20 protein-coding genes and 1 pseudogene are annotated in these 25,942 nt (G+C 69.3%); 13 read left to right on the forward strand and 8 right to left on the reverse strand.

What is annotated here, in order from left to right; all coding sequences use genetic code 11:
* The first annotated feature begins 483 nt into the window (after positions 1-483).
* Both OG381_RS29460 and OG381_RS29465 read left to right on the forward strand, forming a co-directional pair.
* Positions 484-2,427, forward strand: a complete 1,944-nt coding sequence (locus OG381_RS29460) for a recombinase family protein (protein WP_327722586.1) — start codon at positions 484-486, stop codon at positions 2,425-2,427.
* Positions 2,403-3,035: pseudogene (locus tag OG381_RS29465) on the forward strand (ABC transporter permease); the annotation flags it as partial. The gene OG381_RS29460 and the pseudogene OG381_RS29465, both read left to right, overlap by 25 nt.
* A gap of 80 nt (positions 3,036-3,115) precedes the next feature.
* Here OG381_RS29465 and greA read toward each other — a convergent pair.
* Together greA and OG381_RS29475 are read right to left on the reverse strand one after the other, a co-directional pair.
* Positions 3,116-3,616 (reverse strand): transcription elongation factor GreA, encoded by a 501-nt coding sequence (gene greA / locus OG381_RS29470; protein ID WP_046260823.1) that lies wholly within the window; start codon positions 3,614-3,616, stop codon positions 3,116-3,118.
* A 168-nt stretch (positions 3,617-3,784) separates the two neighbouring features.
* Positions 3,785-4,183, reverse strand: a complete 399-nt coding sequence (locus OG381_RS29475; protein WP_046260824.1) for a DUF4307 domain-containing protein — start codon at positions 4,181-4,183, stop codon at positions 3,785-3,787.
* 127 nt (positions 4,184-4,310) lie between these two features.
* On the opposite strand from OG381_RS29475, the gene mca reads away from it, so the two are divergent.
* Both mca and OG381_RS29485 read left to right on the forward strand, forming a co-directional pair.
* Positions 4,311-5,171 carry a mycothiol conjugate amidase Mca gene (gene mca, locus OG381_RS29480; protein ID WP_327722587.1) on the forward strand — a complete coding sequence of 287 codons (861 nt, stop codon included), beginning with the start codon at positions 4,311-4,313 and terminating at the stop codon, positions 5,169-5,171.
* A complete protein-coding gene (locus tag OG381_RS29485) occupies positions 5,164-5,412 on the forward strand; it encodes a hypothetical protein (RefSeq protein ID WP_327719092.1) in 249 nt (82 codons plus the stop codon). The genes mca and OG381_RS29485 overlap by 8 nt, the downstream gene beginning before the upstream one ends.
* Positions 5,413-5,440: 28 nt before the next feature.
* On the opposite strand, the gene OG381_RS29490 is transcribed toward OG381_RS29485, so the two are convergent.
* Both OG381_RS29490 and OG381_RS29495 read right to left on the reverse strand, forming a co-directional pair.
* A complete protein-coding gene (locus tag OG381_RS29490; RefSeq protein ID WP_327719093.1) occupies positions 5,441-8,641 on the reverse strand; it encodes a tetratricopeptide repeat protein in 3,201 nt (1,066 codons plus the stop codon).
* 32 nt (positions 8,642-8,673) lie between these two features.
* Positions 8,674-9,255 (reverse strand): hypothetical protein, encoded by a 582-nt coding sequence (locus tag OG381_RS29495; protein WP_327719094.1) that lies wholly within the window; start codon positions 9,253-9,255, stop codon positions 8,674-8,676.
* A gap of 21 nt (positions 9,256-9,276) precedes the next feature.
* On the opposite strand from OG381_RS29495, the gene OG381_RS29500 reads away from it, so the two are divergent.
* The 6 genes from OG381_RS29500 to OG381_RS29525 all read left to right on the forward strand — a co-directional run bounded on the left by OG381_RS29500 (position 9,277) and on the right by OG381_RS29525 (position 18,218).
* Positions 9,277-9,582 (forward strand): hypothetical protein, encoded by a 306-nt coding sequence (locus OG381_RS29500; RefSeq protein WP_327719095.1) that lies wholly within the window; start codon positions 9,277-9,279, stop codon positions 9,580-9,582.
* Positions 9,563-11,593, forward strand: coding sequence for a thioredoxin domain-containing protein (locus OG381_RS29505; RefSeq protein ID WP_327719096.1), 2,031 nt, complete (start codon positions 9,563-9,565; stop codon positions 11,591-11,593). The genes OG381_RS29500 and OG381_RS29505 overlap by 20 nt, the downstream gene beginning before the upstream one ends.
* 184 nt (positions 11,594-11,777) lie before the next feature.
* A complete protein-coding gene (locus OG381_RS29510; RefSeq protein WP_327719097.1) occupies positions 11,778-13,046 on the forward strand; it encodes a glycosyltransferase in 1,269 nt (422 codons plus the stop codon).
* A complete protein-coding gene (locus tag OG381_RS29515) occupies positions 13,043-14,662 on the forward strand; it encodes a phospholipid carrier-dependent glycosyltransferase (RefSeq protein ID WP_327719098.1) in 1,620 nt (539 codons plus the stop codon). The genes OG381_RS29510 and OG381_RS29515 overlap by 4 nt, the downstream gene beginning before the upstream one ends.
* Entirely contained in the window at positions 14,659-15,822 is a 1,164-nt protein-coding gene (locus OG381_RS29520; protein ID WP_327719099.1) for a glycosyltransferase family 2 protein, read from the forward strand. The genes OG381_RS29515 and OG381_RS29520 overlap by 4 nt, the downstream gene beginning before the upstream one ends.
* Entirely contained in the window at positions 15,819-18,218 is a 2,400-nt protein-coding gene (locus tag OG381_RS29525; RefSeq protein WP_327719100.1) for a galactose oxidase-like domain-containing protein, read from the forward strand. The genes OG381_RS29520 and OG381_RS29525 overlap by 4 nt, the downstream gene beginning before the upstream one ends.
* On the opposite strand, the gene OG381_RS29530 is transcribed toward OG381_RS29525, so the two are convergent.
* From OG381_RS29530 to trhA, 4 genes are all read right to left on the reverse strand, one after another.
* A complete protein-coding gene (locus tag OG381_RS29530; protein WP_327719101.1) occupies positions 18,205-18,936 on the reverse strand; it encodes a Mut7-C RNAse domain-containing protein in 732 nt (243 codons plus the stop codon). The genes OG381_RS29525 and OG381_RS29530 overlap by 14 nt on opposite strands.
* A gap of 55 nt (positions 18,937-18,991) precedes the next feature.
* The gene (locus OG381_RS29535) at positions 18,992-19,621 is read right to left on the reverse strand and encodes a TetR/AcrR family transcriptional regulator (RefSeq protein WP_443061943.1); all 630 of its coding nucleotides are present in this window, start codon (positions 19,619-19,621) and stop codon (positions 18,992-18,994) included.
* A 5-nt stretch (positions 19,622-19,626) separates the two neighbouring features.
* A complete protein-coding gene (locus OG381_RS29540; protein ID WP_327719103.1) occupies positions 19,627-21,171 on the reverse strand; it encodes a DHA2 family efflux MFS transporter permease subunit in 1,545 nt (514 codons plus the stop codon).
* A 115-nt stretch (positions 21,172-21,286) separates the two neighbouring features.
* Complete coding sequence (gene trhA / locus OG381_RS29545) at positions 21,287-22,000, reverse strand: PAQR family membrane homeostasis protein TrhA (protein WP_327719104.1); 714 nt, start codon at positions 21,998-22,000, stop codon at positions 21,287-21,289.
* A gap of 330 nt (positions 22,001-22,330) precedes the next feature.
* On the opposite strand from trhA, the gene OG381_RS29550 reads away from it, so the two are divergent.
* The 3 genes from OG381_RS29550 to OG381_RS29560 all read left to right on the forward strand — a co-directional run bounded on the left by OG381_RS29550 (position 22,331) and on the right by OG381_RS29560 (position 25,854).
* A complete protein-coding gene (locus tag OG381_RS29550; protein ID WP_327719105.1) occupies positions 22,331-24,172 on the forward strand; it encodes a phosphoenolpyruvate carboxykinase (GTP) in 1,842 nt (613 codons plus the stop codon).
* A 253-nt stretch (positions 24,173-24,425) separates the two neighbouring features.
* Positions 24,426-25,412, forward strand: a complete 987-nt coding sequence (locus OG381_RS29555) for a serine/threonine-protein kinase (RefSeq protein ID WP_327719106.1) — start codon at positions 24,426-24,428, stop codon at positions 25,410-25,412.
* 85 nt (positions 25,413-25,497) lie between these two features.
* Positions 25,498-25,854, forward strand: a complete 357-nt coding sequence (locus OG381_RS29560) for a hypothetical protein (protein WP_307026517.1) — start codon at positions 25,498-25,500, stop codon at positions 25,852-25,854.
* Positions 25,855-25,942: the final 88 nt, after the last annotated feature.

Below are 25,942 nucleotides of genomic sequence, written 5' to 3' on the forward strand. Positions count from 1 at the left end.
CGAATGACGACTGCCCCGTTCATTCAGGTGGAGCTCGATATTTCGGCTCCGATCACACCTTGGGTGCTGTTCTGCTCGCCGCTGGAATTGCGGCACACCTTGCCGTAAATCTCGAATTCGTGCGCGAAGCGATGAACGGACAGAGGCGGGGTGAATAGGCTGCCGTATGAAGAAGCAACCGCATCCTGGCGAATTGGTTTCTCGATGGTGCACTGTTGAGTGTAGTGATCGCGAAGAATAGCGGCTGGCTGATCTCCTATTTGGCCGCCTGCTCCAGTATGCATAAGAACAGGGGCAGTTGCTGCGGACAGCCCGCCAAGTGGCACGTAAAGCGGCTATCCTGACGAGACATCACCACATGGAGGTCCCAGGGGGTTGCCGCCCCCTGGGACCAGGCCAGTCAAGGACTGGCCTGCCAGTCACGGAGGGACTGACATGGGGAAGAGTACCGTCATGCGTGGGCATCGGACCGCTCGCGGCGTGATGCGGGTAGCCATCTATCTTCGCGTATCGACTGCGAAACAGGTTGAAGGATACGGTCTCGATACGCAGGAAAAGCAATGCAAGAAATGGCTCGACTGCAAGGTCGGCCCTGGTAAGTACGAGATCCACAAGACTTACGTCGATGGTGGGGAGTCAGGGAAGAAGGACTCCAGGCCCGATCTCGACGATATGACAGAGGCCATCGAAAAGGGCTTCATCGATCTCGTTGTGTTTGGCAAGTTGGATCGCATCGGACGAACTATGGAGGACATCCACCTCTGGGTGTTCAACGCCACCAAGCATCACAAGATCAGGGTCGCTACGGCAGATGGTCGCCTGGACAGTGACGACGAACTGTTTGGCGCCATGGTCAGCCTGCTGTCGTACATGGCGGAGCTGGAACACACCCTCATCCTTGAGCGAACCATGGGTGGCCGTGATCAGAAGGTGGCTGCCGGCGGCTGGCCTCTTGGTCAACCCCCATACGGCGTGAGTCTCAACGGCAAGGGCAGCAAAGCGATTCCCGTCCTTTGCGAGGACGAAGTGCGTGTGATCAGCATCGCCGCGAATCTGATCGTGGACCTTGGCTACTCGCGCGACGAGGCTGCCGAGCACCTGAACACCCTTGGTATCCGGACCCGTAAGGGCCTGCCGTGGACCGGCACAAATCTGGCTAGGCGTCTCAACTCCACTGCGCTTGACGGGTACGTGGAGTTCCGTATTGAGCGCGCGGCTGAGGACGACGACGAGGAGACCTTCGAGATCTTCCGGATCGAGGTTCCCCGTCCGATCAGCGATCCGAAGCGAGTGGAAGCTCTCCGCGCGGCCCTCAACCGGCGCTCGTTCAAGAAGAGGAACCTCACTCACTACCTGTTCACCGGTCGACTGCACGCGGTGTGCGGCGGCTACTACACGGGAGCGAAGCCTGTCGACTCTCCCATTGGTTACTACCGGTGCATGGGCAAGCGGCTAGGGCTGAAGTGTGGGTGTGCGGAGCTCCCGGCACCCGACGTTGACAAGGCCATCTGGGCTGAGGTTGAGACCCTGCTGTCGGCCGTGAACAAGTTCAGGGCACTTGCCGCCAAGTGGTTGGGAGCGATCCCGGCGCGCGCCGAGACGTATCGGCGGCGTCTCGCTGAGCTGGACGCACAGATCGAGAAGAAGAGGGCCAGCCGCAAGGGCCGGCTCCTCGCCAAGCTCACTCAGCTCTTCGAAGACGAGATGGGCGACTCCGCGGGTGACAGCATCGATGAGGACACCATTCGGGAGGTGAAACAGGCCCTTCGAGCCAATGAAAACGAACTCGTCGAAGAGCGTGACCGTATGGCTCGCTGGCTAAGGGAGGCCGAAGAGCAGCAGCAGCGTGCGGACGAGATCGTTGCCCTAGTGGAGGAACGGGCAACCGAAATGGGTTCCTTCACGGCTGCGCAGCGTCGAGACCTGCTTGACCTGCTGGACGTTCGCGTACACGTGACCGGCAAGGGGCAGTCGCACCGGAAGGGAGTCGTCGAACCCCTCACAGAGTGGCACAGGGCGACGGGCACGCTGGTGCCTCTCAAGATCAGCGATGCGGAGTGGGAGACGGTTGGTGCCGTGCTTCCAGACTCTCGCCAGAACTGGACGCCCAAGCGGGAGATGTTCGAAGCGATCTTGTGGAAGCTGCGGACTGCTGCGCGGTGGAGCGATGTGGTGGTGTCCGGGAACTCCTGGAGCGCTGTCAGACGGCGCGCCGAAGTCTGGCGCACCACGGGCGCCTGGGCGTCGGCCATGGAAGCTCTGAAGGACGCGGACGGGGTTCTCGTGCCACCGCTCATGGTCCTGCCGCCCATGGAAGTCTGGGGCAGTATCGATCCGAGGTTCGCGGCACTGGGCCTGGAGACCTGCGAGGGTGATGGGGAGGCCTGCAACCAGAACCACGCCCACTCGTCTACCGCGAGTTCCTGATGGCCGGCATCTTCGCCCAGACCGTCACCTTCGCCACCGCGGGCGCGGGCGCCGGGATCGCCGACGACATGCACAAGGGGCTCATCGACCGCTTCCGCTCGCTGCCCATGGCGCGTGGCGCGGTGCTGACCGGGCGGACCCTCGCCGACCTGGTGCAGACGGCGCTCACGCTGTTCGTGCTGGCGATGGTCGCCCTGCTGGTCGGCTGGCGCACCCACACCAGCGTCGGCGAGGTGCTCGGCGCCTTCGGTCTGCTGCTTCTGCTCGGGTACGCCTTCACCTGGGTCGGCGCGCTGATCGGACTCTCCGTGCGGACCCCGGAGGCGGCCACCTCGGGCGGGCTGATCTGGCTCTTCCCGGTCACCTTCGTCTCGAACGCGTTCGTGGACTCCAGCCAGATGACGCCCTGGCTGCGCCATGTCGCCGACTGGAACCCGTTCAGCGCCACGGTCCAGGCCTCCCGCGTGCTCTTCGGCAACCCAGGGGTCTCCACCTCCGACGCCTGGCCCATGCAGCACCCGGTGTGGGCGTCGCTGATCTGGTCCGTCCTGATCGTCGTCCTGTTCAGGACGCTGGCGGTGCGGAAGTACCGGTCCGCGACCGCGTGAGAAGGCGCCGGGCGGCATGACGAAACCCCCGGCGTCGGTAGGACGCCGGGGGTCTGTCGGGGCAATGCGGGGTAAGGGAATCAGGCGCTGTAGGGCTCGGCCTTGAGAATCTTCACGGAGGCCTTTCTGCCGTTCGGCAGTTCGTACTCCGCGTCCTCGCCGACCTTGTGGCCGAGCACGCCGGAGCCCAGCGGGGACTGCGGCGAGTAGGTCTCGATGTCGGAGCTGGCGTATTCGCGGGAGGCGAGCAGGAAAGTCGTCGTGTCGTCCTCGTCACCGTCGAAGGCGATCGTCACGACCATGCCGGGCGCCACCGCGCCGTCAGCGGACGCCGGAGCCTCGCCGACCTTGGCCTTCTCCAGGAGCTGGGTCAGCTGGCGGATGCGGAGCTCCTGCTTGCCCTGCTCTTCCTTGGCCGCGTGGTACCCGCCGTTCTCGCGCAGGTCGCCCTCCTCGCGCGCTGCCGCGATCTTCGCGGTGACTTCCTCGCGCGCGGGACCAGACAGGTACGCCAGCTCTTCCTTGAGCTTGGTGTACGCCTCCTGCGTAAGCCAGGTGACGTCTTCGCTGGTCTGGGTCACAGGTGCTCCTCGTAGGTACTGGGAATACAAAGCATCGCCCTACCCAGAAGAATGTTCCTTCACGGATGGGCGAAACCACGAGCCTAACAATTCAGCGGCCCAAGGGGGAGGACATAAGCCGTCAGAATCACATCGAAGCAGGTCAGCAAGTACGTAATGCGGACCAGGTCAGTCGGCGTGACAGCCGAGCAGCTCCGCGGTCGTGCCCGGTGACGTCGTACGCAGTGTGACGACCCTGTCGATGCGGGTGGCGTCCCCGTCGAAGCGGAAGTCGGCCCGGCCGACCTCGGCACCGCTCTCGGCCTGGGAACGCAGCGTGCAGTAGCCGCTCGCACCGGAGTCCTTGCGGACCTCCAGATGCACCTTCACGGCGTCCTTCTCCTGCTCGAAGCTGATCACCTCGGCGCTGATCTTGTTCTGACCGACGTAGTGGTAGGCGAAATACCCCATCAGCGCGAGCAGCAGCGCCCCGAGAACGGCACCGGCGATCTTGAGCTTGTGGTCGGCGCGCTCGTCCGAGGAACGGCCGTAACGGCCCTCGGGCAGTCGCGTGCTCGCCGTGCTCATGATCGTCCTCCGGACACCGGAATTATTCGCCCCCCGATTCGGTCACTATAGAAGCGCCGATCGCCCCCGTTCACATCAGGGGCGCCGACTTACCAAGGATTGAGTCTTGACTGACCAGCTGCGACTGATGGCCGTCCACGCCCACCCCGACGACGAGTCGAGCAAGGGCGCGGCGACCATGGCGAAGTACGTGTCCGAGGGGGTGGACGTGCTGGTCGTGACCTGCACGGGCGGGGAGCGCGGCTCCATCCTCAATCCGAAGCTGCAGGGCGACAAGTACATCGAGGAGAACATCCACGAGGTACGCAAGAAGGAGATGGACGAGGCCCGCGAGATCCTCGGCGTCAAGCAGGAGTGGCTCGGCTTCGTCGACTCCGGCCTGCCCGAGGGCGACCCGCTGCCCCCGCTCCCCGAGGGCTGCTTCGCCCTGGAGGACGTCGACAAGGCGGCCGGCGAGCTGGTGCGCAGGATCCGCTCGTTCCGTCCGCAGGTGATCACGACGTACGACGAGAACGGCGGTTACCCGCACCCCGACCACATCATGACCCACAAGATCTCGATGGTGGCGTTCGAGGGCGCGGCGGACACCGAGAAGTACCCGGAGGGGGAGTTCGGCCCGGCGTACCAGCCGCGGAAGCTCTACTACAACCAGGGCTTCAACCGGCAGCGCACCGAGGCGCTGCACAACGCGATGCTGGAGCGCGGACTGGAGTCGCCGTACGGGGAGTGGCTCAAGCGCTGGAGCGAGATCGAGCGCACCGAGCGCACGCTGACCACGCACATCCCGTGCGCCGACTTCTACGAGATCCGTGACAAGGCGCTGATCGCGCACGCCACGCAGATCGACCCCGACGGCGGCTGGTTCCGCGTTCCGATGGAGGTCCAGAAGGAGGTCTGGCCGACCGAGGAGTACGAGCTCGCGAAGTCCCTCGTCGATACCTCCCTCCCCGAGGACGACCTCTTCGCGGGCATCCGGGACAATGCCTGACATGAGCGCAAGCGTGAGCCTGGCAATGACCCACTTCGCGACCTTCGCCAAGGAGGTCGACGAGGACAAGGTCACCCCCGGCGTCCTCGGTTTCGTCGTCTTCGCGGCGATGGCCCTGGCCGTGTGGGTGCTGATGAAGTCGATGAGCAAGCACATGGGCAAGGTCGACTTCAAGGAGACCCCGGACCCGGAGGCCGGGTCCGAGGAGCCCTCGGCCGAGCCCCGGGCCCGCCAGAGCTGACGCCCGCGGGCGTGGGGGTGTGCGGCGGTCAGTTCGCGGCCGGTACCGCCACCCCCATCACCTCGCGGGCATGCCGGTTCGGGACCATGCCCAGGCGCCACGCCTGCCAGCCGGCTTCCAGATTCACTCCGCGTTCCAGCAGGAGCTGGTACGCCTCGACGTAGTCGTCGAGCTTCTCGTCCCGCAGCGGGTGGCTGTTACGGCCCAGCTGGGACAGGTCCTCCTGGGCCACCGCCGTGCCGACCTCGACGCCGCCCGGTGCCGCGTACGGCAGCAGCGTGCAGCGCAGGAAGCGGGCCCAGTCCTCGCCGCGGCGGTCTCCGTAGGACGTGAACAGGCCGATCGCCTCGTCGCACAGCGTCAGGGCCTGCTGGGTGCGGGTGTTGCCGGCGTCGACCACGGCCAGTTCCAGGCACGTCCATGCCTCGCCGTGGGCGACGCCGATGCGCTGGAAGTCCGCACGCGCGTCGACCAGGAGCTGGCGCGCGAAGCCGGAGTTCCGCAGCGAGCCGGTCTGTGCCGCGCGCTGGTCGCGCGTCACCCGGGCCGAGTGGTGGCGGGCGCAGGCCAGCCCGTAGACGTCCCGCATCCGCGAGAACATGGTTCTCGACCTCTCCAGTTCCCGTACCGCCAGGTCCAGGTTGCCCGTCTCCTCCAGCGCCTGGCCCAGGTAGTACACCGTCCACGCCTCGCCACGGGCGTCCTCGTTGTCGCGATGCCGGGACGCCGCCTGACGCAGGCCGTCGACCGCGGGGGAGGGGTCGCCGGCGACCAGGCGGGCGCGGGCCAGCTGGGTCAGGGCCCAGGCCTCGCCACGCGCGTCGCGGGTGCGGCCGTACAGGTCCAGGGCGGTGCGCAGCTCGGTCTCCGCGCGGGGGACGTCGCCCATGCGCAGGCCCAGCTGGCCGAGCTGGAAGTGGGCCCAGGCCTCGCCGTGCACGGACTCGCCCTCGCGGTGCAGGACCAGCGATCGGGTGAGCAGCTCCATGGCCTCGCCCACCCGTGCCCGGTCGCGTTCCACCGCCGCCAGCGCGTGCATGGTCCAGGCGCGGTCGGTGGCCAGTGCGGGGGCCGCCTGGAGATCGAGGGCCTCGTGGAGCTTCGCGGCGGCCTCCGTCAGGTTGCCCTGGTGGTGCAGGGTGATGCCCAGGGAGCACAGGGCACGGGCCGCGCCCGCGTCGTGGTGGGCCTCCATGTAGAGGTCGACCACCGAGGTCAGGGTCGTGCGGGCCTTGTCCAGCTCGCCGAGCTGGCGGGCCGCGATGCCGGTGCGCCACTGGACCGACCTCAGCAGCAGACCCTGGTCCACGGCCTGCGCCAGTTCGCTGATCTCGCCCAGGCGGTAGAGGTCGCCGCGCAGGAGGCAGTAGTCGCACAGGGCGCCCAGGAGGTTGAGCACCGCGCCCTGGTTCACGCCCTCCGCATGGCGCAGCGTCGAGGTGATGAAGCTGGACTCGTCGTCCAGCCAGCGCAGCGCCTCGTCCAGGGAGGTGAAGCCGTGCGGGCTGAAGCGGTCCGAGCGGGTCGACATGTTGCCGTCGACCAGGCGCAGGACCGAGTCGGCCAGCTCGGCGTAGTTCACGATGAGACGTTCCTGCGCGGAGTTGCGCTCGGCCGGTTCCTCCTCGTCCAGGAGGCGGGCCTGGGCGAAGGCGCGGACCAGATCGTGCAGGCGGTAGCGGTCACCGCGGACGTGGTCGATCAGGCCCGCCCGGGACAGCGCGACCAACTGGCGGGTGGCCTCCGCCTGGTCGGTGGCCAGCAGCGCCGCGGCCGCCGCCGCGCCCAGGGACGCCCGGCCGGCGAGGGCCAGCCGCCGCAGCAGTCGCCGGGCGGTGTCCGACTGATCGGTGTAGCGCAGCCACAGCACCCGCTCGACCGGCTCCACCGGCCCGTACGCCCCGAGATCCGAGGCGAGCGCGCGCGGTGACCGCGGGCCGAGGGAGGAGCCCGCGACACGCAGCGCCAGCGGCAGGCCTCCGCACAACTCCCGCACCCGGTCGGTCGCATCGGCGTCGTAGGGACCCGACGCGTCCTGCGCCGCCGCGCCCAGCAGCTCCTCCGCGCCCGCCGCGTCCAGCGCCTCGACCGGCAACTGGTGCACCCAGGCCGGCAGTTCGGCGGGCAGGTCCAGGGCGGTGCGGGCGGTGACCAGGACCAGGCTGTCGGAGCGCTCGGGGACGAGGGTGCGGACCTGTTCGGGGTCCGAGGCGTCGTCCAGGACGATCGTCACCGGCAGCCCCGTCAGATGCTGGTGGTACAGCTCACCCAGCCGCTTGACCTGCTGGTCCGCTGAGGAGCGCTCACGGAAGAGGAGTTGCTCGCGGGGCGCGCCCAGCCGGTTCAGCAGATGCAGCAGGGCGTCCCGCGTCGACAGCGGCGGTTCCTCCGGGCTGTCGCCGCGCAGGTCCACGACGCACGCGCCGCGGAAGTAGTCCTTCAGCTCGTGGGCCGCCTGCAGCGCGAGCGCCGAACGGCCGCTGCCCGAGGACCCGTGCAGCACCACCACCGTCGGCCGGGTCTCCGTGCTCGCCCGGGCCGCCTGCACCCACTGCCGGATCCGCCCCAGCTCCTGGCGCCGGCCCGCGAACGCGGCCACTGGTTCCGGGAGTTGACCGAACGATTGCTGGAGCACGTTCCGGCCGCGCGCCGCCGCGCTCTTGTCGGCGCCCTTCAGCCGCGGTCCCGTCTTCTTCGGCCCCGTCGAGGCGCTCAGCACCCGCTGCTGGTCGAGGAAGGGCCGGATGCCCCGCACCTCCAGCGCCGTCAGCCACGCCAGCCGCAACTGCTCGGGCCCGCCCGGCTGTCCCACCGCGCCCGCCTGATGATGCGCGGCCGGCAGATGGGTACCGGCGACCTTCACCACGGTCGCCGCGGCCCCCACGACGCCGACGGCCGCCCCGGCACCGAGGGCCGTGCCCGCGCCGGTGCCGAGTGCCAGGTCCGTGACGACGGCCGCGAGTGCCGCGACGCCCGCCACCATCAGCGGAGTTCCGCCGCCCTCCTTCGCGTACCGCTGCCCGAACGTGAGCCGGCCGGCCGCCGCCTCGTCCAGCGCGCGCGTGTAGGCCTCGTACTCCTCCGCGGCGCTCTGCGCCATGGCGTCCAGCGCCCCACGCCCTCGCGCCATCAGCACCGGCCCGTCGGTACGCCCGCCGGAGCGCCGCACCTCCTCCTCCACGGCCCGTGCCAACAGCCGCTCGGCGTCCGCCCGATGGCTGTCCCGCATGTCACGTCCCCCTCCGGTGACAACTTCCTTGCCTATGAGTGTCCTTCGGGGGAGCCGTCAATGCGAGAGGGCCGACGATCACCGAGTGCGAGAAAGACACAGGCGCCGGCGAGCGCGGCCTCCGCCACCGCACACGCCAGTGCCTGCGCGAGGGCGGAGCCCGGCGGTGCGGTGGTGAGGTCGAACCAGGCGTCCAGCGCGGCCGTGGCGGCGGTCGCGGACGCCGTGAGATGTGCGCGCGGGTCACCGCGCAGGCCCAGTAACGCCGTTGCCGCACAGCCCGTGGCCATCAGGACGTCGAGGCCGATCCAGGCCGGCGACCAGTTCCTGACCTCCGTACGACTCGGCAGGGTCAGGGCGAGGACGACCATCCACGGCACGAGCAGGACGGCGGCGGAACCGAGCACCCGCCCGAGCTGACCAGCCTCGCACGCACCGCTCTCTACAAGTCCCTCGGCAACCCGCTGCGCCGCCGGATCCTTCAGTTCCTCGGCGAGAGCTCGGGCACGACCAGCTACCACCTGCGCAAACTCGCCGAGCAGCGGCTCGTCGAGGAGATCCCGGAGAAGTCCGGCGGCCGCGAACGCTGGTGGCGGACCCTGCCCTTTAGCCACACCACCCCCGACCCGGCGACGATGACGGCCGAGGAGTACGCCGCCGCCGAGCACCTCGCCCTGCTGAAGATCGACGTGGACACGGAACTCTTCCGCCGCGCCCACCAGGAGTACCGGGGCCCGGAGGGCTGGGCCCAGGTCCAGCGGCACGGCGGCTGGATGACCCAGGACGAACTCCACGCCTTCCTGCGCGACTACAACGCCCTCCTGGACAGCTACAGCCACGCGCGCGAGGACGCCCCCGAGGGGGCGCGCCCGGTCTCCCTGCGCTTCTACGCCGTACCGGACGGCGTGGGAGAGTGGAACGGTGAACCGACTGGCCCATGAGACGTCCCCGTATCTGCTCCAGCACGCCGACAACCCCGTCGACTGGTGGCCCTGGTCCGACGAGGCCTTCGAGGAGGCCCGCAAGAGCAACAAACCGGTCCTGCTCAGCGTCGGATACAGCAGCTGCCACTGGTGTCACGTCATGGCCGGCGAGTCCTTCGAGGACCAGGAGACCGCCGACTACCTCAACGCCCATTTCGTGAGCGTCAAGGTCGACCGGGAAGAGCGCCCCGACGTCGACGCCGTCTACATGGAGGCCGTCCAGGCCGCCACCGGGCAGGGCGGCTGGCCCATGACCGTGTTCCTCACCCCGGACGCCGAACCCTTCTACTTCGGCACGTACTTCCCGCCCGAGCCCCGCCACGGCATGCCGTCCTTCCGCCAGGTCCTGGAGGGCGTGCGGAGCGCCTGGAGCGACAAGCGGGACGAGGTCGCCGAGGTGGCCGGGAAGATCGTGCGGGATCTCGCCGGGCGGGAGATCAGCTACGGCGACACCCAGGCACCCGGTGAGGAGGAGCTCGCCAAGGCGCTGCTCGGGCTGACCCGGGAGTACGACCCGCAGCGCGGCGGATTCGGCGGGGCGCCGAAGTTCCCGCCGTCCATGGTCCTGGAGTTCCTGCTGCGGCATCACGCCCGGACCGGCTCCGAGGGCGCGCTCCAGATGGCGCGGGACACCTGTGAGCGGATGGCCCGCGGGGGCATCTACGACCAGCTCGGGGGCGGGTTCGCCCGCTACTCCGTCGACCGCGAGTGGGTCGTGCCGCACTTCGAGAAGATGCTCTACGACAACGCCCTGCTCTGCCGTGTCTACGCCCATCTCTGGCGCTCCACCGGCTCCGAGCTCGCCCGCCGGGTCGCCCTGGAGACCGCCGACTTCATGGTGCGCGAACTGCGCACCCCGGAAGGCGGGTTCGCCTCCGCGCTCGACGCCGACAGTGACGACGGCAGCGGCAAGCACGTCGAGGGGGCCTACTACGTCTGGACGCCCGAGCAGCTCACCGAGGTCCTCGGCGCCCAGGACGCCGAACTGGCCGCCCAGTACTTCGGTGTCACCGAGGAGGGGACCTTCGAAGAGGGTGCCTCCGTCCTCCAGCTTCCGCAGCATGAGGGCGTGTTCGACGCCGGGCACATCGAGTCCGTGAAGGGCCGGCTGCTGGAGGCGCGGGGCCGGCGCCCCGCTCCCGGCCGGGACGACAAGGTGGTGGCCGCCTGGAACGGGCTGGCGATCGCCGCGCTCGCCGAGACCGGCGCCTACTTCGACCGGCCCGACCTCGTCGACGCCGCGGTCGGGGCCGCCGACCTCCTCGTACGGCTGCATCTCGACGAGCAGGCGCGGCTCTCGCGTACCAGCAAGGACGGTCATGCCGGCGCCAACGCGGGGGTGCTGGAGGACTACGCCGATGTCGCCGAGGGGTTCCTCGCGCTGGCCTCCGTCACCGGTGAAGGGGTCTGGCTGGAGTTCGCCGGCTTCCTGCTCGACCACGTCCTGGCACGGTTCGTCGACGAGGAGTCCGGCGCGCTGTTCGACACCGCCTCCGACGCCGAGCGGTTGATCCGGCGCCCCCAGGACCCGACCGACAACGCGGCCCCCTCGGGATGGACCGCCGCCGCCGGCGCCCTGCTCGGCTATGCCGCCCAGACCGGTGCCGAGCCCCATCGCACCGCCGCCGGGAAGGCCCTCGGGGTCGTCAAGGCGCTCGGTCCGCGGGTGCCGCGGTTCATCGGGTGGGGGCTCGCCGTCGCCGAGGCGCTGCTCGACGGGCCGCGGGAGGTCGCGGTCGTCGGGCCCGCGCTCGACGACCCGGGCACAAAGGCCCTGCACCGTACGGCACTTCTCGGCACCGCCCCCGGCGCCGTGGTCGCCGTCGGGGTGACGGGGAGTGACGAACTGCCGCTGCTCGCCGACCGGCCTCTCGTGGGCGGTGAACCGACCGCGTACGTCTGCCGTAACTTCACCTGTGACGCTCCGACGACCGACCCGGACCGGCTGCGCGCGGCGCTGAACGGCTGAAACGCCGTTACCCGGCAGCCATCCGGTGTTCGGATTCGCCCCTAAGTCTCCACACTCCTCCGAAACACACTATTTATGGGAGCAGATCCCTCTGTTCACAGTTCACCCATAACCTCTCCACAGTGATCACGGCGGATATGACCCATCGTCGTGGCAGGGGGTTTCGGGGATCTGGGGGGATCTGTTGCTGACGTCTGTCTTCATCGCCGCCGTCTCGCTCGCCTTGTTCTGGATGGCGGCGTTCACCCTGTGGTGGCAGATGCACGCGTGGCGCACGCCCGAGGTGCTCGCCTCCACCCGGTTCAGCAGACCGGACGGGGGCGAGCATGTGTCGTTCTCGCTGCTGCTGCCCGCGCGCCACGAACAGGCCGTGCTGGACCACACCATCCAGCGGCTGCTGGAGTCCAGCCACACCGACTTCGAGATCATCGTCATCGTCGGGCACGACGACCCGGAGACCACGGCAGTGGCCGAGAAGGCGGCGGCGCGTGACCCGCGCGTCCGCGTCGTCGTCGACACCCACGAGAAGAAGAACAAGCCGAAGGCCATGAACACGGCGCTGCCGCACTGCCGCGGCGACGTCGTCGGGGTCTTCGACGCCGAGGACCAGGTCCACCCCGAGCTCCTCGCCCATGTCGACCACGCCTTCAGGACCACCGGGGCCGACGTCGTCCAGGGCGGTGTGCAGCTCATCAACTTCCACTCCAGCTGGTACAGCCTGCGCAACTGCCTGGAGTATTTCTTCTGGTTCCGCTCCCGGCTGCACCTGCACGCGCAGAAGGGGTTCATCCCGCTCGGCGGCAACACCGTCTTCGTGCGGACCGGCACCCTCAAGGAGGCCGGGGGCTGGGATCCCGACTGTCTCGCCGAGGACTGCGACCTGGGCGTACGGCTCTCCAGCGTCGGCAAGAAGGTCGTCGTCGCCTACGACTCCGACATGGTGACCCGGGAGGAGACCCCCGGCTCGCTCATGTCGCTGCTCAAGCAGCGCACCCGCTGGAACCAGGGCTTCCTCCAGGTCTACCGGAAGAAGGACTGGAAGCAACTCCCCGGTCTCGGACAGCGGTTGCTCGCCCGCTACACCCTCATGACGCCGTTCCTCCAGGCCTTCTCCGGCGTCGTCATCCCGCTCAACGTGGCGATCGCGCTCTTCCTCGACGTGCCGGTCGGCGTCGCCTTCATCACCTTCCTGCCGGCCGTCACCGCACTGGTCACGTTCGTCTTCGAGATCGTCGGACTGCACGACTTCGGCAAGCAGTACGGCCTGCGCGTGCGCTCCGTCCACTACCTCAAGCTCGTCGTGGGCGGCCCCTTCTACCAGGTGCTCCTCGCCGGGGCCGCCGTCCGCGCCGTATGGCGTGAGCAACGCGGCCGGAACGACTGGGAGTTGACCACCCATGTCGGTGCGCATCTGAACCAGGCACCGGCGCTCCGAGAGGACGTCCCCGCGTGACCTCCACCCTTCCCGCGGTGACCGTTCCCCAGGTCCCCGCGCAGCGGCAGCCTGTGCCCGACGTGCGTCCGGCCGGCCGAACGGCCCCGTCGAAACGCCCCGACCTCCTCCTGTGCGGTGCGCTCCTCGTCGCGATCCTCACCGTCCAGGGCTGGAACATCGCCGACTACCCGACCCTCAGCGACGACGAGGGCACCTACCTCGCCCAGGCCTGGGCCGTCCAGGAGGGCAAGGGCCTGGCCCACTACACCTACTGGTACGACCACCCGCCGCTCGGCTGGATCCAGATAGCCGTGCTCACCTGGATCCCGAAGATGCTGAGCCCCGAGTCGATGACCGTCGGCTCGATGCGGGTGACGATGCTGCTGGTCAGCGCGGTCAGCGCGGCCCTCGTGTACGTCCTCGGGCGCCGGCTCGCCCTGCCGCGCTGGGCCGCCGGGCTCGGCATGGCCCTCTTCGGGCTCTCCCCGCTCTCCGTGGTCCTCCAGCGGGAGATCTTCCTCGACAACCTCGCGGTGATGTGGACGCTCCTCGCGTTCACCCTCGCCGCGTCCCCGAGCCGCCACCTCTGGCACCACTTCGGTGCGGGCGTCGCCGCCGCGACGGCCGTCCTCACCAAGGAGACGATGCTCGTCGTCCTGCCGGCGCTGCTGCTCACCATGTGGCGCCACAGCCACCGGGACACCCGCAAGTTCGCCCTCACCGGCGCCATCACGGCATGCACGCTGCTCGGTCTCGCGTACCCCCTGTTCGCCCTGCTCAAGGGCGAGTTGCTGCCCGGCGGCGGACACGTGTCGCTGTGGGACGGGGTCAAGTACCAGATGACCAGGCCCGGTTCGGGCTTCATCCTCGACCAGGGGTCCGGTTCCCACGGGGTGCTGCGGTCGTGGCTCTACTACGACCGTGTCCTGCCGCTGGGCGGTCTCGTCGGCGCCCTCCTGCTGCTGGCCACCTGGCGCTGGTCGGTCACCGCCCGGGCACTGGCCGGACCCGCGCTGACGGTCGCGATCCTCGCCGGGCTCGCCCTGCGCCCCAACGGCTATCTGCCCGCGATGTACGTCATCCAGGCGCTGCCGTTCCTCGCGCTCGTGCTGGCCGGGGGCACCGCCTCCGTCGCCCATGCCGTCCTGCGCAGAAGCCACCGGCTGCCCCGCGGCGGCCGGTACGCCCTCGCCGCCGTCCTCGCGATCGCCGCGGGCGCCTATGTCGTCCCGCGCTGGTACGACGGCGACCGCACCGCCGTCACCGCCGACGCCAACGCCCCCTACCAGGCCGCCTCCAAGTGGCTGGCGACCGAGGTGGAGCAGCCGGAGAGGACGCGGGTACTCGTGGACGACGCGCTCTGGCTGGACCTGGTGCACGCCGGGTACCGGCCCGGGCTCGGCGCCATCTGGTTCTACAAGGCCGACCTCGACCCGGCGGTGACCAAGACGATGCCGCACGGCTGGAAGGACCTCGACTACGTCGTCGCCTCCCCGACCGTGCGGCGCGACGCGGCGGACCTGCCCAATGTCAGGGCCGCCATCCAGCACTCGACGCCGGTCGCCGTCTTCGGCACCGGTGCGGACCGGATCGAGATCCGGCAGATCCAGACCGTCTCCGGAGGCGTTCGATGACCCACGAGTACACGACTCCCGTCCCGGCCGTACGGGTCACCGAGATCCCCGAGCCCGGCGCCGTCACCATCGTCGTACCGACGTACAACGAGTCCGCGAACATCCGCCAACTGCTCCGCCAGATCACCGAGTCGGTGCCGGCCAGACTCCCCTGCGAGGTCGTCTTCGTGGACGACTCCACCGACGACACCCCCGAGGTGATCCACGAGGCCGCCAAGGACTGTCCGTTCCCGGTGACCGTACTGCACCGCGACGAGCCGGTCGGCGGGCTCGGCGGGGCGGTCGTGGAGGGGATGAAGGCGGCCGGGTCGGACTGGGTCGTCGTGATGGACGGCGACTGCCAGCATCCGCCGTCCCTGGTCCCGGAGCTGGTCGCGACGGGGGAGCGGGCGAACGCCGGGCTCGTCGTCGCCTCCCGGTACATCAAGGGCGGCAGCCGCGCCGGGCTCGCGGGCAACTACCGCGTGGCCGTGTCCAGAGCGGCGACCTGGCTGACCAAGTCCCTCTTCCCGCGCCGGCTGCACGGCATCAGCGACCCGATGAGCGGCTTCTTCGCGATCCGCCGCAGCGACATCACGGCCGACGTCCTGAAGCCCCTCGGCTACAAGATCCTCCTCGAACTCGCCGTCCGCAGCCGCCCCCGCGCGGTCACCGAGGTGCCCTTCGTCTTCCAGGACCGCTACGCGGGCGAGTCCAAGTCCAGCGCCCAGGAGGGCCTGCGCTTCCTGCGTCACCTGGTCGGTCTGCGCACCGCCTCGCCGGTCGCCCGCATGGTCGGCTTCGGCCTGATCGGCGCGACCGGCTTCGTGCCCAACCTGCTCGGGCTGTACGCCCTCACCGTCCTCGGCATGCACTACGTACCGGCGGAGATCCTCGCCAACCAGCTCGGCGTCGCCTGGAACTTCCTGCTCATCGAGCACCTGCTGTTCCGCGATCGCCGCCGGCACCGGCGCTGGTGGGACCGCGCCGGCCGGTTCGCCCTGATCGCCAACGCCGACCTGGTGCTGCGCATCCCGCTGATCGCCCTGTTCGTCCACCGGTTCGGAATGGGCGCGCTGTCCGCCACCGCGCTCGCGCTGGTGACGACGTTCGTCCTGCGCTTCGCCGGGACCGAGGCGCTGGTCTACCTCCCGCGCAGAAACAGGAGCCGCACCGCATGAACCGAAGACGGAGAACCGCCCTTCTCGCAGTGGGCGCTCTGACCGCCGGCCTGCTCCTGACCGCCCCGCAGCCCGCCTCGGCCGCCAACCTCATCAAGAACCCCGGCTTCGAGACCGTCGGCACCGGCGGCATGCCGTACTGCTGGGAGAAGTCCGGCTGGGGCGACAACGACTTCACCTTCACCACCACGTCCGACGCCCACTCCGGCTCCAAGGCCATGAAGGTCGAGCTGACCCGCCGGACCGAGGGCGACCGCAAGGCGCTGATCACCGAGTCGGCGGAGTGCGCCCCCGTCGTCAGCGTGGGCAAGCAGTACGACCTGAACCTCTGGTACAAGTCGACCACCCCGGACGCGTCGGTCACCCTGTTCCGGCACGACACGACGGCCGGCTGGCAGTACTGGACAGATCTGAAGACCCTGCCGATCGCCGGCAGCTGGACCCAGGCGAGCGTGCGGACGCCCGAGGTCCCCACCGGCACCGACCGCATCACCTGGGGTGTCTCCGTCTACGGCACCGGATCCGCCACCACCGACGACTACACCATGGAGCAGGTCGCCGACCCCGTCCCCGCACCGCAGTGCACGGGCACCGCCGAGCAGTGCGCCAACGGCCGCTGGGACGTGCTGCCCACCCAGAACCCGGTGCGCTCCATGCACTCCGTCGTCCTCAACAACGGCAAGGTGCTGCTGATCGCGGGCTCCGGCAACAGCGAGGAGCAGTTCGACGCGGGCACCTTCACCTCGGCCGTGTACGACCCGGTCAAGGGCACGTACAAGGTGATCCCCACGCCCAAGGACATGTTCTGCTCCGGGCACGTCCAGCTCCAGGACGGCCGGGTGCTGGTGATGAGCGGGAACAAGGCGTACCCGGTCGCGGGCGGGCACGGCTACGAGGGGTTCAAGGACTCGTACATCTTCGATCCGGTCACCGAGACGTACAGCAAGACCAACGACATGAACGACGGCCACTGGTACCCGTCGGCGACGATCCTCGGCAACGGTGACGTCATCTCCTTCGGCGGGCTGCGCGAGGACTCCACCGGTTCGGTGACCGCCGAGCTGTGGTCGGACGCCGAGCAGAAGTGGCTGGAGCTCTGGAAGGTCAACCAGACCTGGTCGTACTGGGGTCTGTACCCGTCGATGATCCTGATGCAGGACGGCCGCCTCTTCTACTCGGGCAGCCATGTCTTCGGCAACAACATCCCGGGCACCGGCAGCGCGATCTACGACTACGACGCCAACACCGTCACCCAGGTCCCCGGGCTCCAGAACAAGGACCAGCGCGACCAGTCGGCGAGCGTGCTGCTGCCTCCCGCGCAGGACCAGAAGGTCCTCACGATCGGCGGCGGCAACATCGACTCCAACCCCGACGCCAACCGGCTGACCGACGTCATCGACCTCAAGCAGGCCAACCCCGCCTACACCGCCGGTCCGCCGCTCCCGCAGGGCACGGTCGACCTCGGCAACGGCAAGCAGGCCGAGACCGGCAACCAGGGCAAGATGTACGTCTCCGCCGTCCTGCTGCCCGACGGCAAGGTGCTGGAGACGGGCGGCGCGCTGCACAACCGCGCCGACCCGGTGTACGAGTCGTCGCTCTACGACCCGGCCACCGGCACCTTCGACCCGGTGGCCGCCGACCCCCAGGCGCGCGGCTACCACTCCTCGGCGTTCCTGCTGCCCGACGGCCGGGTGATGACGACCGGCGACAACCCGGGCAACGGCACCTGGAACCACAACGTGTCGATCTACACGCCGCCCTATCTCCTCAAGGGCCCGCGTCCGGCGATCACTTCGGTCATCGACACCGAGTGGACCTACGGCGACACCCAGCGGATCACCGTCGACCGGCCCATCGCCAAGGCCGAGTTGATCCGCCCGGCCGCGGTGACGCACTCCTCCGACCCGAACCAGCGGTTCGTCGATCTGCCGCTGTCGGTGGACGGCAACAACGTCGACCTCAATGTGACGAGCAATCCCGACCTGGCCCCGCCCGGCTGGTACATGCTCTTCGCGGTCGACGCCAACGGGGTGCCGTCGGTGGCCAAGTGGGTCCATCTGCAAGGGCCTTCGGCGCTCGGCGCGACGGACGCCTCGGCGCATGTGCACTCCTTCGCGGACTCACTCGAAGGCAAGGTCACCGAGCCCGGCGAGAAGCGCGCCTCGCAGAAGGTGCCGGTCACCGTCTCCGGCTGCGACCGGCACTACGGCTCGATCAACGTCTGTGTGCCGACCGACTTCCCGCCGAGCGTGAAGGCCACCACCAAGGCCCGCTGCGACTGGCTGAAGAAGAACGACTACGGCCGGCTCGAGGTCAACGGCAAGGACGACCCGCTGCGGCTCGACCGCGACGGGGACGGGATCGCCTGCGGGAAGGCCGACCTCAGGAAGCGTTAGGGAAGTCCGCCAGGGCGCGCGCCACGATGGCCTCCAGCTGTTCGTGGTGCGCGCCCTTCCAGTAGGCGCGCCCGCACTGGGTGCACTGCGCGAACACGTCGTACGACCGGTGTGTGCCGCCGGCCAGCTGGTCCGCCACCTCCTCCTTGGTGGCCTCCCTGAGCAGGCCGTTGCAGGCGGTGCAGCGCGTCCAGGGCCGTAGCTCGGGGCGGAACCGGTCGAGGATGTCGCGGAGCTGCTCCTCGGGACGGGTGCTGTAGACGTAGGCGCCGGACCACAGTTCGCGGCGGCGCAGCAGGCCCCGGTCGCGGCTGAGCATGACCCGCTGCTGGACGGCGGAGCGGGTGGCGAGCGCCGGGTCGCCGATGTCCGTCGACTCGTACGCCGTGTCCACGCCGAGCAGGCGCATCCGGCGGGCGAGGGTGCCGAGGTGGACGTCGAGGAGGAAGCGCAGCGGGGCGCCGGGCACCTGCTGGGGGCGCTCGACGTCCCGTACGGCCACGGAGTCGCCGGCGCTGGGGACGTACGACCTGGGCACCTCGCGGCCGTCCACGAGGAGGGTGCCGACCTCGGTCAGCGGGACGCCGAGGGACTCGACGACATGGCCGAGGGTCGAGACGCCGTCGGTGGTGACCGAGGTGGAGCCGTGGCGGCGTTCGTGCGGGACGAACAGGGCCAGCCTGGGGGCGAATTCGACGTGGATCTCCGGTCCGTTCACCCGGTCAGGATGCCACGGCCGGGTGCGGTGGCCTCGGGTGTTTTCCCGTGGTGCCTCAGGTGTTCTTCTTGGTGAGCCCGTGTTCCAGGACGTCCATCGCGCGGTCGAGGAGGTCGGCGAGGTCGTCCCGGAAGTCGTTCTCGGCCCAGTACTGGGTGATCTCCGCGAGCCCGGCGACCACGGACATCGTGTAGACCCGCACCTCCAGGCTGTCCACGTCCCGGCCGGTGCGTTCGGCGATGCCCTCGGCGAGCATGTGGGAGGCGACCGACATGCTCTCCATCATCCGGGAGCGCACCGTCGGGACCTGGGCCATCAGGTGCGCGCGGAGCCGGGTGACCTCGGGTTCCCGTTCGTGGCCGAGGCGCAGGGCCTTGTGCATGATGTGCCGCACGGAGTCCGCCCACGGCTCGTCCTTCGGCCGGGCACGCAGCTCCTCCAGGATGAGGGCGTCGTGCTCGTCGGTGAGCACGATGTCCTCCTTGGTGGGGAAGTAGCGGAAGACCGTGGACGGCGACACCTCGGCGCGGTCGGCGATCTGCTCGATCGTGGTGGCGTCGTAGCCCTGCTCCTCGATGAGCGCGTACGTCGCGTCGCGGATCGCCGTCCGGGTCTTGATCTTCTTCCGCTCACGGAGTCCCAGCTGGGGGACGTCCGTGGGCGGAGAGGTGCGTGCGGGTGTCATGGACGTCATTGTCGGGCATCTGCCGGCTCGGGAGCCATGTCCGGGGTGGCCGCGGGCTCGCTCGGGCGGGGTGTGCCCGGCAGGAACGCCGCCGCCAGCAGGGCGGCGACGAGGGCCGCGGCCCCGCAGACCAGCAGGACGAGGCCCATGCCGTGGACGTAGGCGTGGTCGGCGGAGGCGATCAGGTCGGCGGAACCGGTCTGCTGGGCGACCACATGGGCGGCGACCACGGAGTTCTCGGCGGTGGCGGCGGCCTGCGCGGGCAGCCCGGTGACGTCGAGCCGGTCCTGGAAGGCGGCGGCGAGCAGACTGCCGAGCAGGGCGATACCGATGGCGCCGCCCACCTGACGCAGGGTCAGCAGCAGCCCGGAGCCGCTGCCGGCGCGGTCGCGGGGGAGGGTGCCCAGGGCGCTGTTCATGGCGGGGATGAGGGCGAGACCGAAGCCGAGACCGGTGACGGAGAGCCACAGCGCGGTGAAGCCGTAGCCGGAGTCGATCGTCGTACGGCTGCCGAGGAACGCGGCGAAGGCGAGCACCACCAGGCCGCCGCTCACCGTGGCGCGGGCGCCGAAGCGGGCGACGATCTGCGGGGCGAGCCGGGAGGAGACGAGCAGACCGCCCATCATCGGCAGCAGCCGTACGCCGGTGCCGAGGGCGTCGTTGCCGAGGACGGCCTGGAGGTAGGGCGGCAGCACGAACAGCAGGCCGGACAGGATGAACATCACCAGGGTCGCGGCGATGGTGTTGAAGAGGAAGCCGCGGTGGCTCAGGAGGCTCATGTCGAGCATGGGGCGCTCGACCCGCCGCTCCCGCACCACCAGCGCGGCGATCAGGACCGTGGCCGCGGCGAACACGGCCAGGACCAGCGGGTCGCCCCAGCCCCGGGCGGGTGCCTCGATGATCGCGTAGATCAGGGCGCCGAGGCCGGTCGCGGTGAGGGCGGTGGAGACGGCGTCGACCTTGGGGGAGGCGGGGTCGCGGGTCTCGGGGAGCAGGAAGAGGCACGCGGCGATGCCGATCGCGGCCATCGGGACGTTGACGAGGAAGACCGAGCCCCACCAGAAGTGGTTCAGCAGCCAGCCGCCGATGATCGGGCCGAGCGGCAGGCCGAGCGCGGAGGCGGCGGAGATGATGCCGACGGCCTTGGTGCGCTCGTCGGAGCCGAAGAGCGAGGGCAGTACGGAGAGCGCGAGCGGGGTGACGAGGGCGCCGCCGACGCCCATCAGGGCACGGGCCGCGACCACCGCGTTCACGTCGCCGGCCAGGGCGCCGAGGGCCGAGCCGGCCAGGAAGACGCCCAGTCCGACGATCAGCATCCGGCGGCGGCCGAACCGGTCGCCGAGGAGTCCGGCGGGGAGCATCAGCGCCGCGAAGACGACGACGTACGCGTCCGCCATCCACTGCTGCTGGCCCGTGCTCGCGCCGAGGTCGGCGGCCATCGTCGGGAGGGCCACGTTGAGGATCGTCATGTCGAAGCCGAGCGTGAGCATGCTCGCGACCAGGGCGCCGAGGGCCCACCAGCGTCGGGGATCAGGAGTGAAAGTTTCCATGAAATGAGAGTAGCTCTCAAAAGATGGGTTCTGTCAATTGGTTAGGACGGTCAATCGGTTCGGGCACGCAAAAAGGCCACGGCGTGAAGCCGTGGCCTTGGAGGGGTGGGGAGGGTTACGCGTGCTGGTACGCCACCAGTGAGATCCCGACGTAGTGGACGATGAACGCCGCCAGCGTGAGCGAGTGGAAGACCTCGTGGAAGCCGAAGAAGCGCGGGGAGGGGTCGGGGCGCTTGAGGCCGTAGATCACGCCGCCCGCGCTGTAGAGCAGGCCGCCGACGATCACCAGGACCAGGACCGCGATGCCGCCGGTGCGCATGAAGTCGGGCAGGAAGAAGACCGCGGCCCAGCCCATCGCGATGTAGCAGGGGGTGTAGAGCCAGCGCGGAGCGCCCACCCAGAAGACACGGAAGACGATTCCGGCCAGGGCGGCACCCCAGATGCCCCACAGCAGCCACTGCCCCTTCGCGCCGGGCAGGAGCAGCATGGTCAGCGGGGTGTAGGTGCCCGCGATGATCAGGAAGATGTTGGCGTGATCCAGTCTGCGCAGGACGCCGTCCATGCGCGGGCTCCAGTTGCCCCGGTGGTACAGGGCGCTGACGCCGAACAGCAGGCAGGCGGTCAGGGCGAAGATCCCGCAGGCGATACGGCCCCGCGTCGAGTCCGCGAGGGCGGTGAGCACCAGGCCCGAGATGAGCACGGCCGGGAACATGCCGAGATGCAGCCAGCCCCGGAGCTTGGGCTTGATCTCTTGCGGCAGGGAGAGCGCCACGGGGTGACGGCCGGCGGCCGGCGAGTCCAGAGGCGCGTCGGAGGCGGACGCAGTCATGCACCGCATCGTACCTACGGAACCGTAGGTTGCGGATGGGTGCGAGCCCCGGAAGGGCCGAGAGTGGCCATCATCTCACGGCAGTTGACGCCGTGAGGGTGTGGTCAAGGAAGCGTCAAGCGAACCCAAAGTGCACGGTTGGCAACACTCCGACACGTGGCAATCCTCACTCCGCTCAAGTGTGAGGCCTTCTGGACAGATGGGCACTCGCGACGGATGATCAGATGAGTGCGGTCGGCACCGGATGAGCGCCAGGTCACCACCGAGAAGCATCCGGGCCGCAGCCCCCACGGGGCCTCCAAACAAAAAATCCCTCATTTAGGAGCAATCGTGGCGCGCGACATCGCGGCTCCCCCCGTCATCCCCACCCAGCACAAGGAACTGGTCTCGTGGGTGAACGAGATCGCAGAACTGACGCAGCCGGACAGCGTGGTCTGGTGTGACGGATCAGAGGCCGAGTACGAGCGCCTGTGCGAGGAGCTCGTCGAGAAGGGCACCTTCAAGAAGCTCGACCCGATCAAGCGCCCGAACTCCTACTACGCGGCCTCCGACCCGACCGACGTCGCGCGCGTCGAGGACCGCACCTTCATCTGCTCCGAGAAGGAAGAGGACGCCGGCCCCACCAACCACTGGAAGGCCCCCGCCGAGATGCGGGAGATCTTCGCCGGCGAGCAGGGCGTCTTCCGCGGCTCCATGAGGGGCCGGACGATGTACGTCGTCCCGTTCTGCATGGGCCCCCTCGGCTCGGACCTCTCCGCCATCGGCGTCGAGATCACCGACTCGGCCTACGTCGCCGTCTCCATGCGCACCATGACCCGGATGGGGCAGCCGGTCCTGGACGAGCTCGGCTCCGACGGCTTCTTCGTGAAGGCCGTCCACACCCTCGGCGCCCCCCTCGCGGAGGGCGAGGCGGACGTCCCGTGGCCGTGCAACTCCACCAAGTACATCTCGCACTTCCCCGAGAGCCGCGAGATCTGGTCCTACGGCTCCGGCTACGGCGGCAACGCCCTGCTCGGCAAGAAGTGCTACGCCCTGCGCATCGCGTCGGTGATGGCCCGCGACGAGGGCTGGCTCGCCGAGCACATGCTGATCCTCAAGCTCACACCCCCGCAGGGTGAGTCGAAGTACGTCGCCGCCGCCTTCCCGAGCGCCTGCGGCAAGACCAACCTCGCCATGCTGGAGCCCACGATCTCCGGCTGGACCGTCGAGACGATCGGCGACGACATCGCCTGGATGCGGTTCGGCGCGGACGGCCGCCTCTACGCCATCAACCCCGAGGCCGGCTTCTTCGGCGTCGCGCCCGGCACCGGTGAGCACACCAACGCCAACGCGATGAAGACCCTGTGGGGCAACTCCGTCTTCACCAACGTCGCCCTCACCGACGACAACGACATCTGGTGGGAGGGCATGACGGAGGAGACCCCGGCCCACCTCACCGACTGGAAGGGCAACGACTGGACCCCGGAGTCCGCCCGCGAAGCAAATGGATACCGTCCGGCCGCCCACCCCAACGCCCGCTTCACCACCCCCGCCGCCCAGTGCCCGATCATCGCGCCCGAGTGGGAGGACCCCAAGGGCGTGCCGATCTCGGCGATCCTCTTCGGCGGACGGCGCGCCACCGCCGTACCGCTGGTGACGGAGTCCTTCGACTGGAACCACGGTGTGTTCCTGGGCGCCAACGTGGCCTCCGAGAAGACCGCGGCCGCCGAGGGCAAGGTCGGCGAGCTGCGCCGCGACCCCTTCGCCATGCTGCCGTTCTGCGGCTACAACATGGGCGACTACATGGGGCACTGGATCGACGTCGCCAAGGACAAGGACCAGTCGAAGCTCCCGAAGATCTACTACGTCAACTGGTTCCGCAAGAACGACGAGGGCAAGTTCGTCTGGCCCGGCTTCGGCGAGAACAGCCGTGTCCTGAAGTGGATCGTCGAGCGTCTCGACGGCAGGGCCGAGGGCGTCGAGACCCCCATCGGCGTGCTGCCGGCCAAGGGCGCGCTGGACACCAAGGGCCTCGAACTCTCCGAGTCCGACCTGGACTTCCTCCTCACCGTCGACAAGGAGGTCTGGCGCGAGGAGGCCGCCCTGGTCCCCGAGCACCTCAACACCTTCGGCGAGCACACCCCGAAGGAACTGTGGGACGAGTACCGGGCGCTGGTGCAGCGCCTGGGCTGAGGCCCGCACCGAAGACTCCGCGGCCGGCCCGGATGTTGCCCTGACCAGTGATCGTCACGGCCGGCCGCGGTGACAGCCGACGAGGTTCCGTACAACGGCGTGCGGGGCTTGAGGCCTGTCGCCGGTCTCCCGTCCGCCCCGACGGGAGACCGACGACAGGCCTTCGTCTTTTTCCTCATCACCTCTGTGCGGACGGGGATTTCGCGGGACACTCGGGACATCCTGCAACGAACCCCGAAATGAGGTGAGCGGGGTGCGCACACCGGTCAGCGATCCCTTGAAGGTGGGGCCCTACCGCATCGTCGGACGGCTCGGCTCCGGCGGCATGGGCTGGGTGTATCTCGGACGGTCGCCCGCCGGGCGCGAGGTGGCGGTGAAGGTGGTGCGCCCGGAGTTGGCGGCCGAGCCCGAGTTCCGGGAACGCTTCGCGCGCGAGGTCGCCGCCGCCCGGGTCGTCAGTGGTGCCTACACCGCGGCGGTGATCGACGCCGACACCGAGGCCGAACTGCCCTGGCTGGCCACGATGTACGTCCCCGGCCCCTCGCTCGCCGAGGCGGTCCGCACGGACGGGCCGCTGCCCGAGGACCAGGTACGCCGGCTCGGCGCGTTCCTCGTCGAGGCGCTCCAGGCCGTGCACGCGGCCGGAGTCGTGCACCGCGACCTCAAGCCGTCCAACGTGCTCCTCGCCTCCGACGGGCCGCGCGTCATCGACTTCGGGATCTCCCGCGTCGACGGGGCGCCCGGCCTCACCAAGGTCGGACTCATCGTCGGCACCCCGCCGTTCATGTCCCCCGAGCAGATGAAGGGGGCGCGGGTCGGGCCGGAGAGCGATGTGTTCTCCCTCGGCGGAGTGCTGGTGTACGCGCTGTCGGGCCGCCCGCCGCACGGGGCGGGGGAATCGGTGCGCTACCAGGTCGTCTTCGGCGACCCCGACCTCGACGGCGTACCCCCTGCCCTGCGTCCGCTGATAGCGCGCTGCCTCGCCAAGCGGCCCGAGGAGAGGCCCCGGCTCGACGACCTGCTGGCCGAACTGGTGGAGGAGGCCCAGCCGGCACCCTCGTGGCCGCCGCCCAAGGTGCGGCAGACGATCGAGGTCCGACTGGACGAGCTGGCCGCGCGCCGCGCCGCCGGTACGAGCGTGTCCGTGCCCTCCTGTCTGATGCTGCACGCCCAGGCACTGCTGGACGCGGGACTGACCGACGCGATGGTCGCCCGGGCGGTGGGCCGTGGCACCGTCTGAACCCTCGGCCGGCCCGGCTCATGAAATCGGCACGCACTGGCGGCAGTTGGTGCGGAACTGGGGAGCCGGCCGGAATTTCCACGCCGTGACCGACACCGATTCCGTGTCCCTGAAATTCGACCTCGAGGACACGGGACGCACGCTCACGGTCAGATTCATGACCACCAAGCGGCTGCTCGTCGCCTTTGTCACGGACGGGAATTTCCTGCGCCATGACCAACTGGCGGTCGCCGCGGCGGCGTCGAACGCGTGGAATACCGAACAGTTGAATCCCATGCTCTCCGTGTGGGACGTGCGGGGGCCACGGCCGTGTCTCGCAGGGGTGTGCGATCTGCCGCTGACCTGCCGGGTCACCCAAGCGGACTTCGATGCTTTGGCCAGTGATTGGGTGGAACGGGCGCGGCAGATGTTCACCCGTTGTCATGAGGTGTTCCAGTTGTAGAAGAGAAACGCGTGATTGCGTAAAACCCTTTCCGGGGCAGGTCTGTTGGCTCCACTATGGGCGAGGGTCTTTTTCGGGCCACGGGGGT

Source organism: Streptomyces sp. NBC_00490 (genome assembly GCF_036013645.1).
Classification (GTDB): Bacteria; Actinomycetota; Actinomycetes; order Streptomycetales; family Streptomycetaceae; genus Streptomyces; species Streptomyces canus_F.

Bases quoted from the DNA above. Each gene is read 5' to 3' on its own strand.
- OG381_RS29460 (WP_327722586.1), top strand. From the start codon at position 484: ATGCGGGTAGCCATCTATCTTCGCGTATCGACTGCGAAACAGGTTGAA.
- OG381_RS29475 (WP_046260824.1), bottom strand. From the start codon at position 4,183: ATGAGCACGGCGAGCACGCGACTGCCCGAGGGCCGTTACGGCCGTTCC.
- mca (WP_327722587.1), top strand. From the start codon at position 4,311: ATGGCCGTCCACGCCCACCCCGACGACGAGTCGAGCAAGGGCGCGGCG.
- OG381_RS29485 (WP_327719092.1), top strand. From the start codon at position 5,164: ATGCCTGACATGAGCGCAAGCGTGAGCCTGGCAATGACCCACTTCGCG.
- OG381_RS29490 (WP_327719093.1), bottom strand. From the start codon at position 8,641: ATGCGGGACAGCCATCGGGCGGACGCCGAGCGGCTGTTGGCACGGGCC.
- OG381_RS29500 (WP_327719095.1), top strand. From the start codon at position 9,277: ATGACGGCCGAGGAGTACGCCGCCGCCGAGCACCTCGCCCTGCTGAAG.
- OG381_RS29520 (WP_327719099.1), top strand. From the start codon at position 14,659: ATGACCCACGAGTACACGACTCCCGTCCCGGCCGTACGGGTCACCGAG.
- OG381_RS29525 (WP_327719100.1), top strand. From the start codon at position 15,819: ATGAACCGAAGACGGAGAACCGCCCTTCTCGCAGTGGGCGCTCTGACC.
- OG381_RS29535 (WP_443061943.1), bottom strand. From the start codon at position 19,621: ATGACACCCGCACGCACCTCTCCGCCCACGGACGTCCCCCAGCTGGGA.
- OG381_RS29540 (WP_327719103.1), bottom strand. From the start codon at position 21,171: ATGGAAACTTTCACTCCTGATCCCCGACGCTGGTGGGCCCTCGGCGCC.
- trhA (WP_327719104.1), bottom strand. From the start codon at position 22,000: ATGACTGCGTCCGCCTCCGACGCGCCTCTGGACTCGCCGGCCGCCGGC.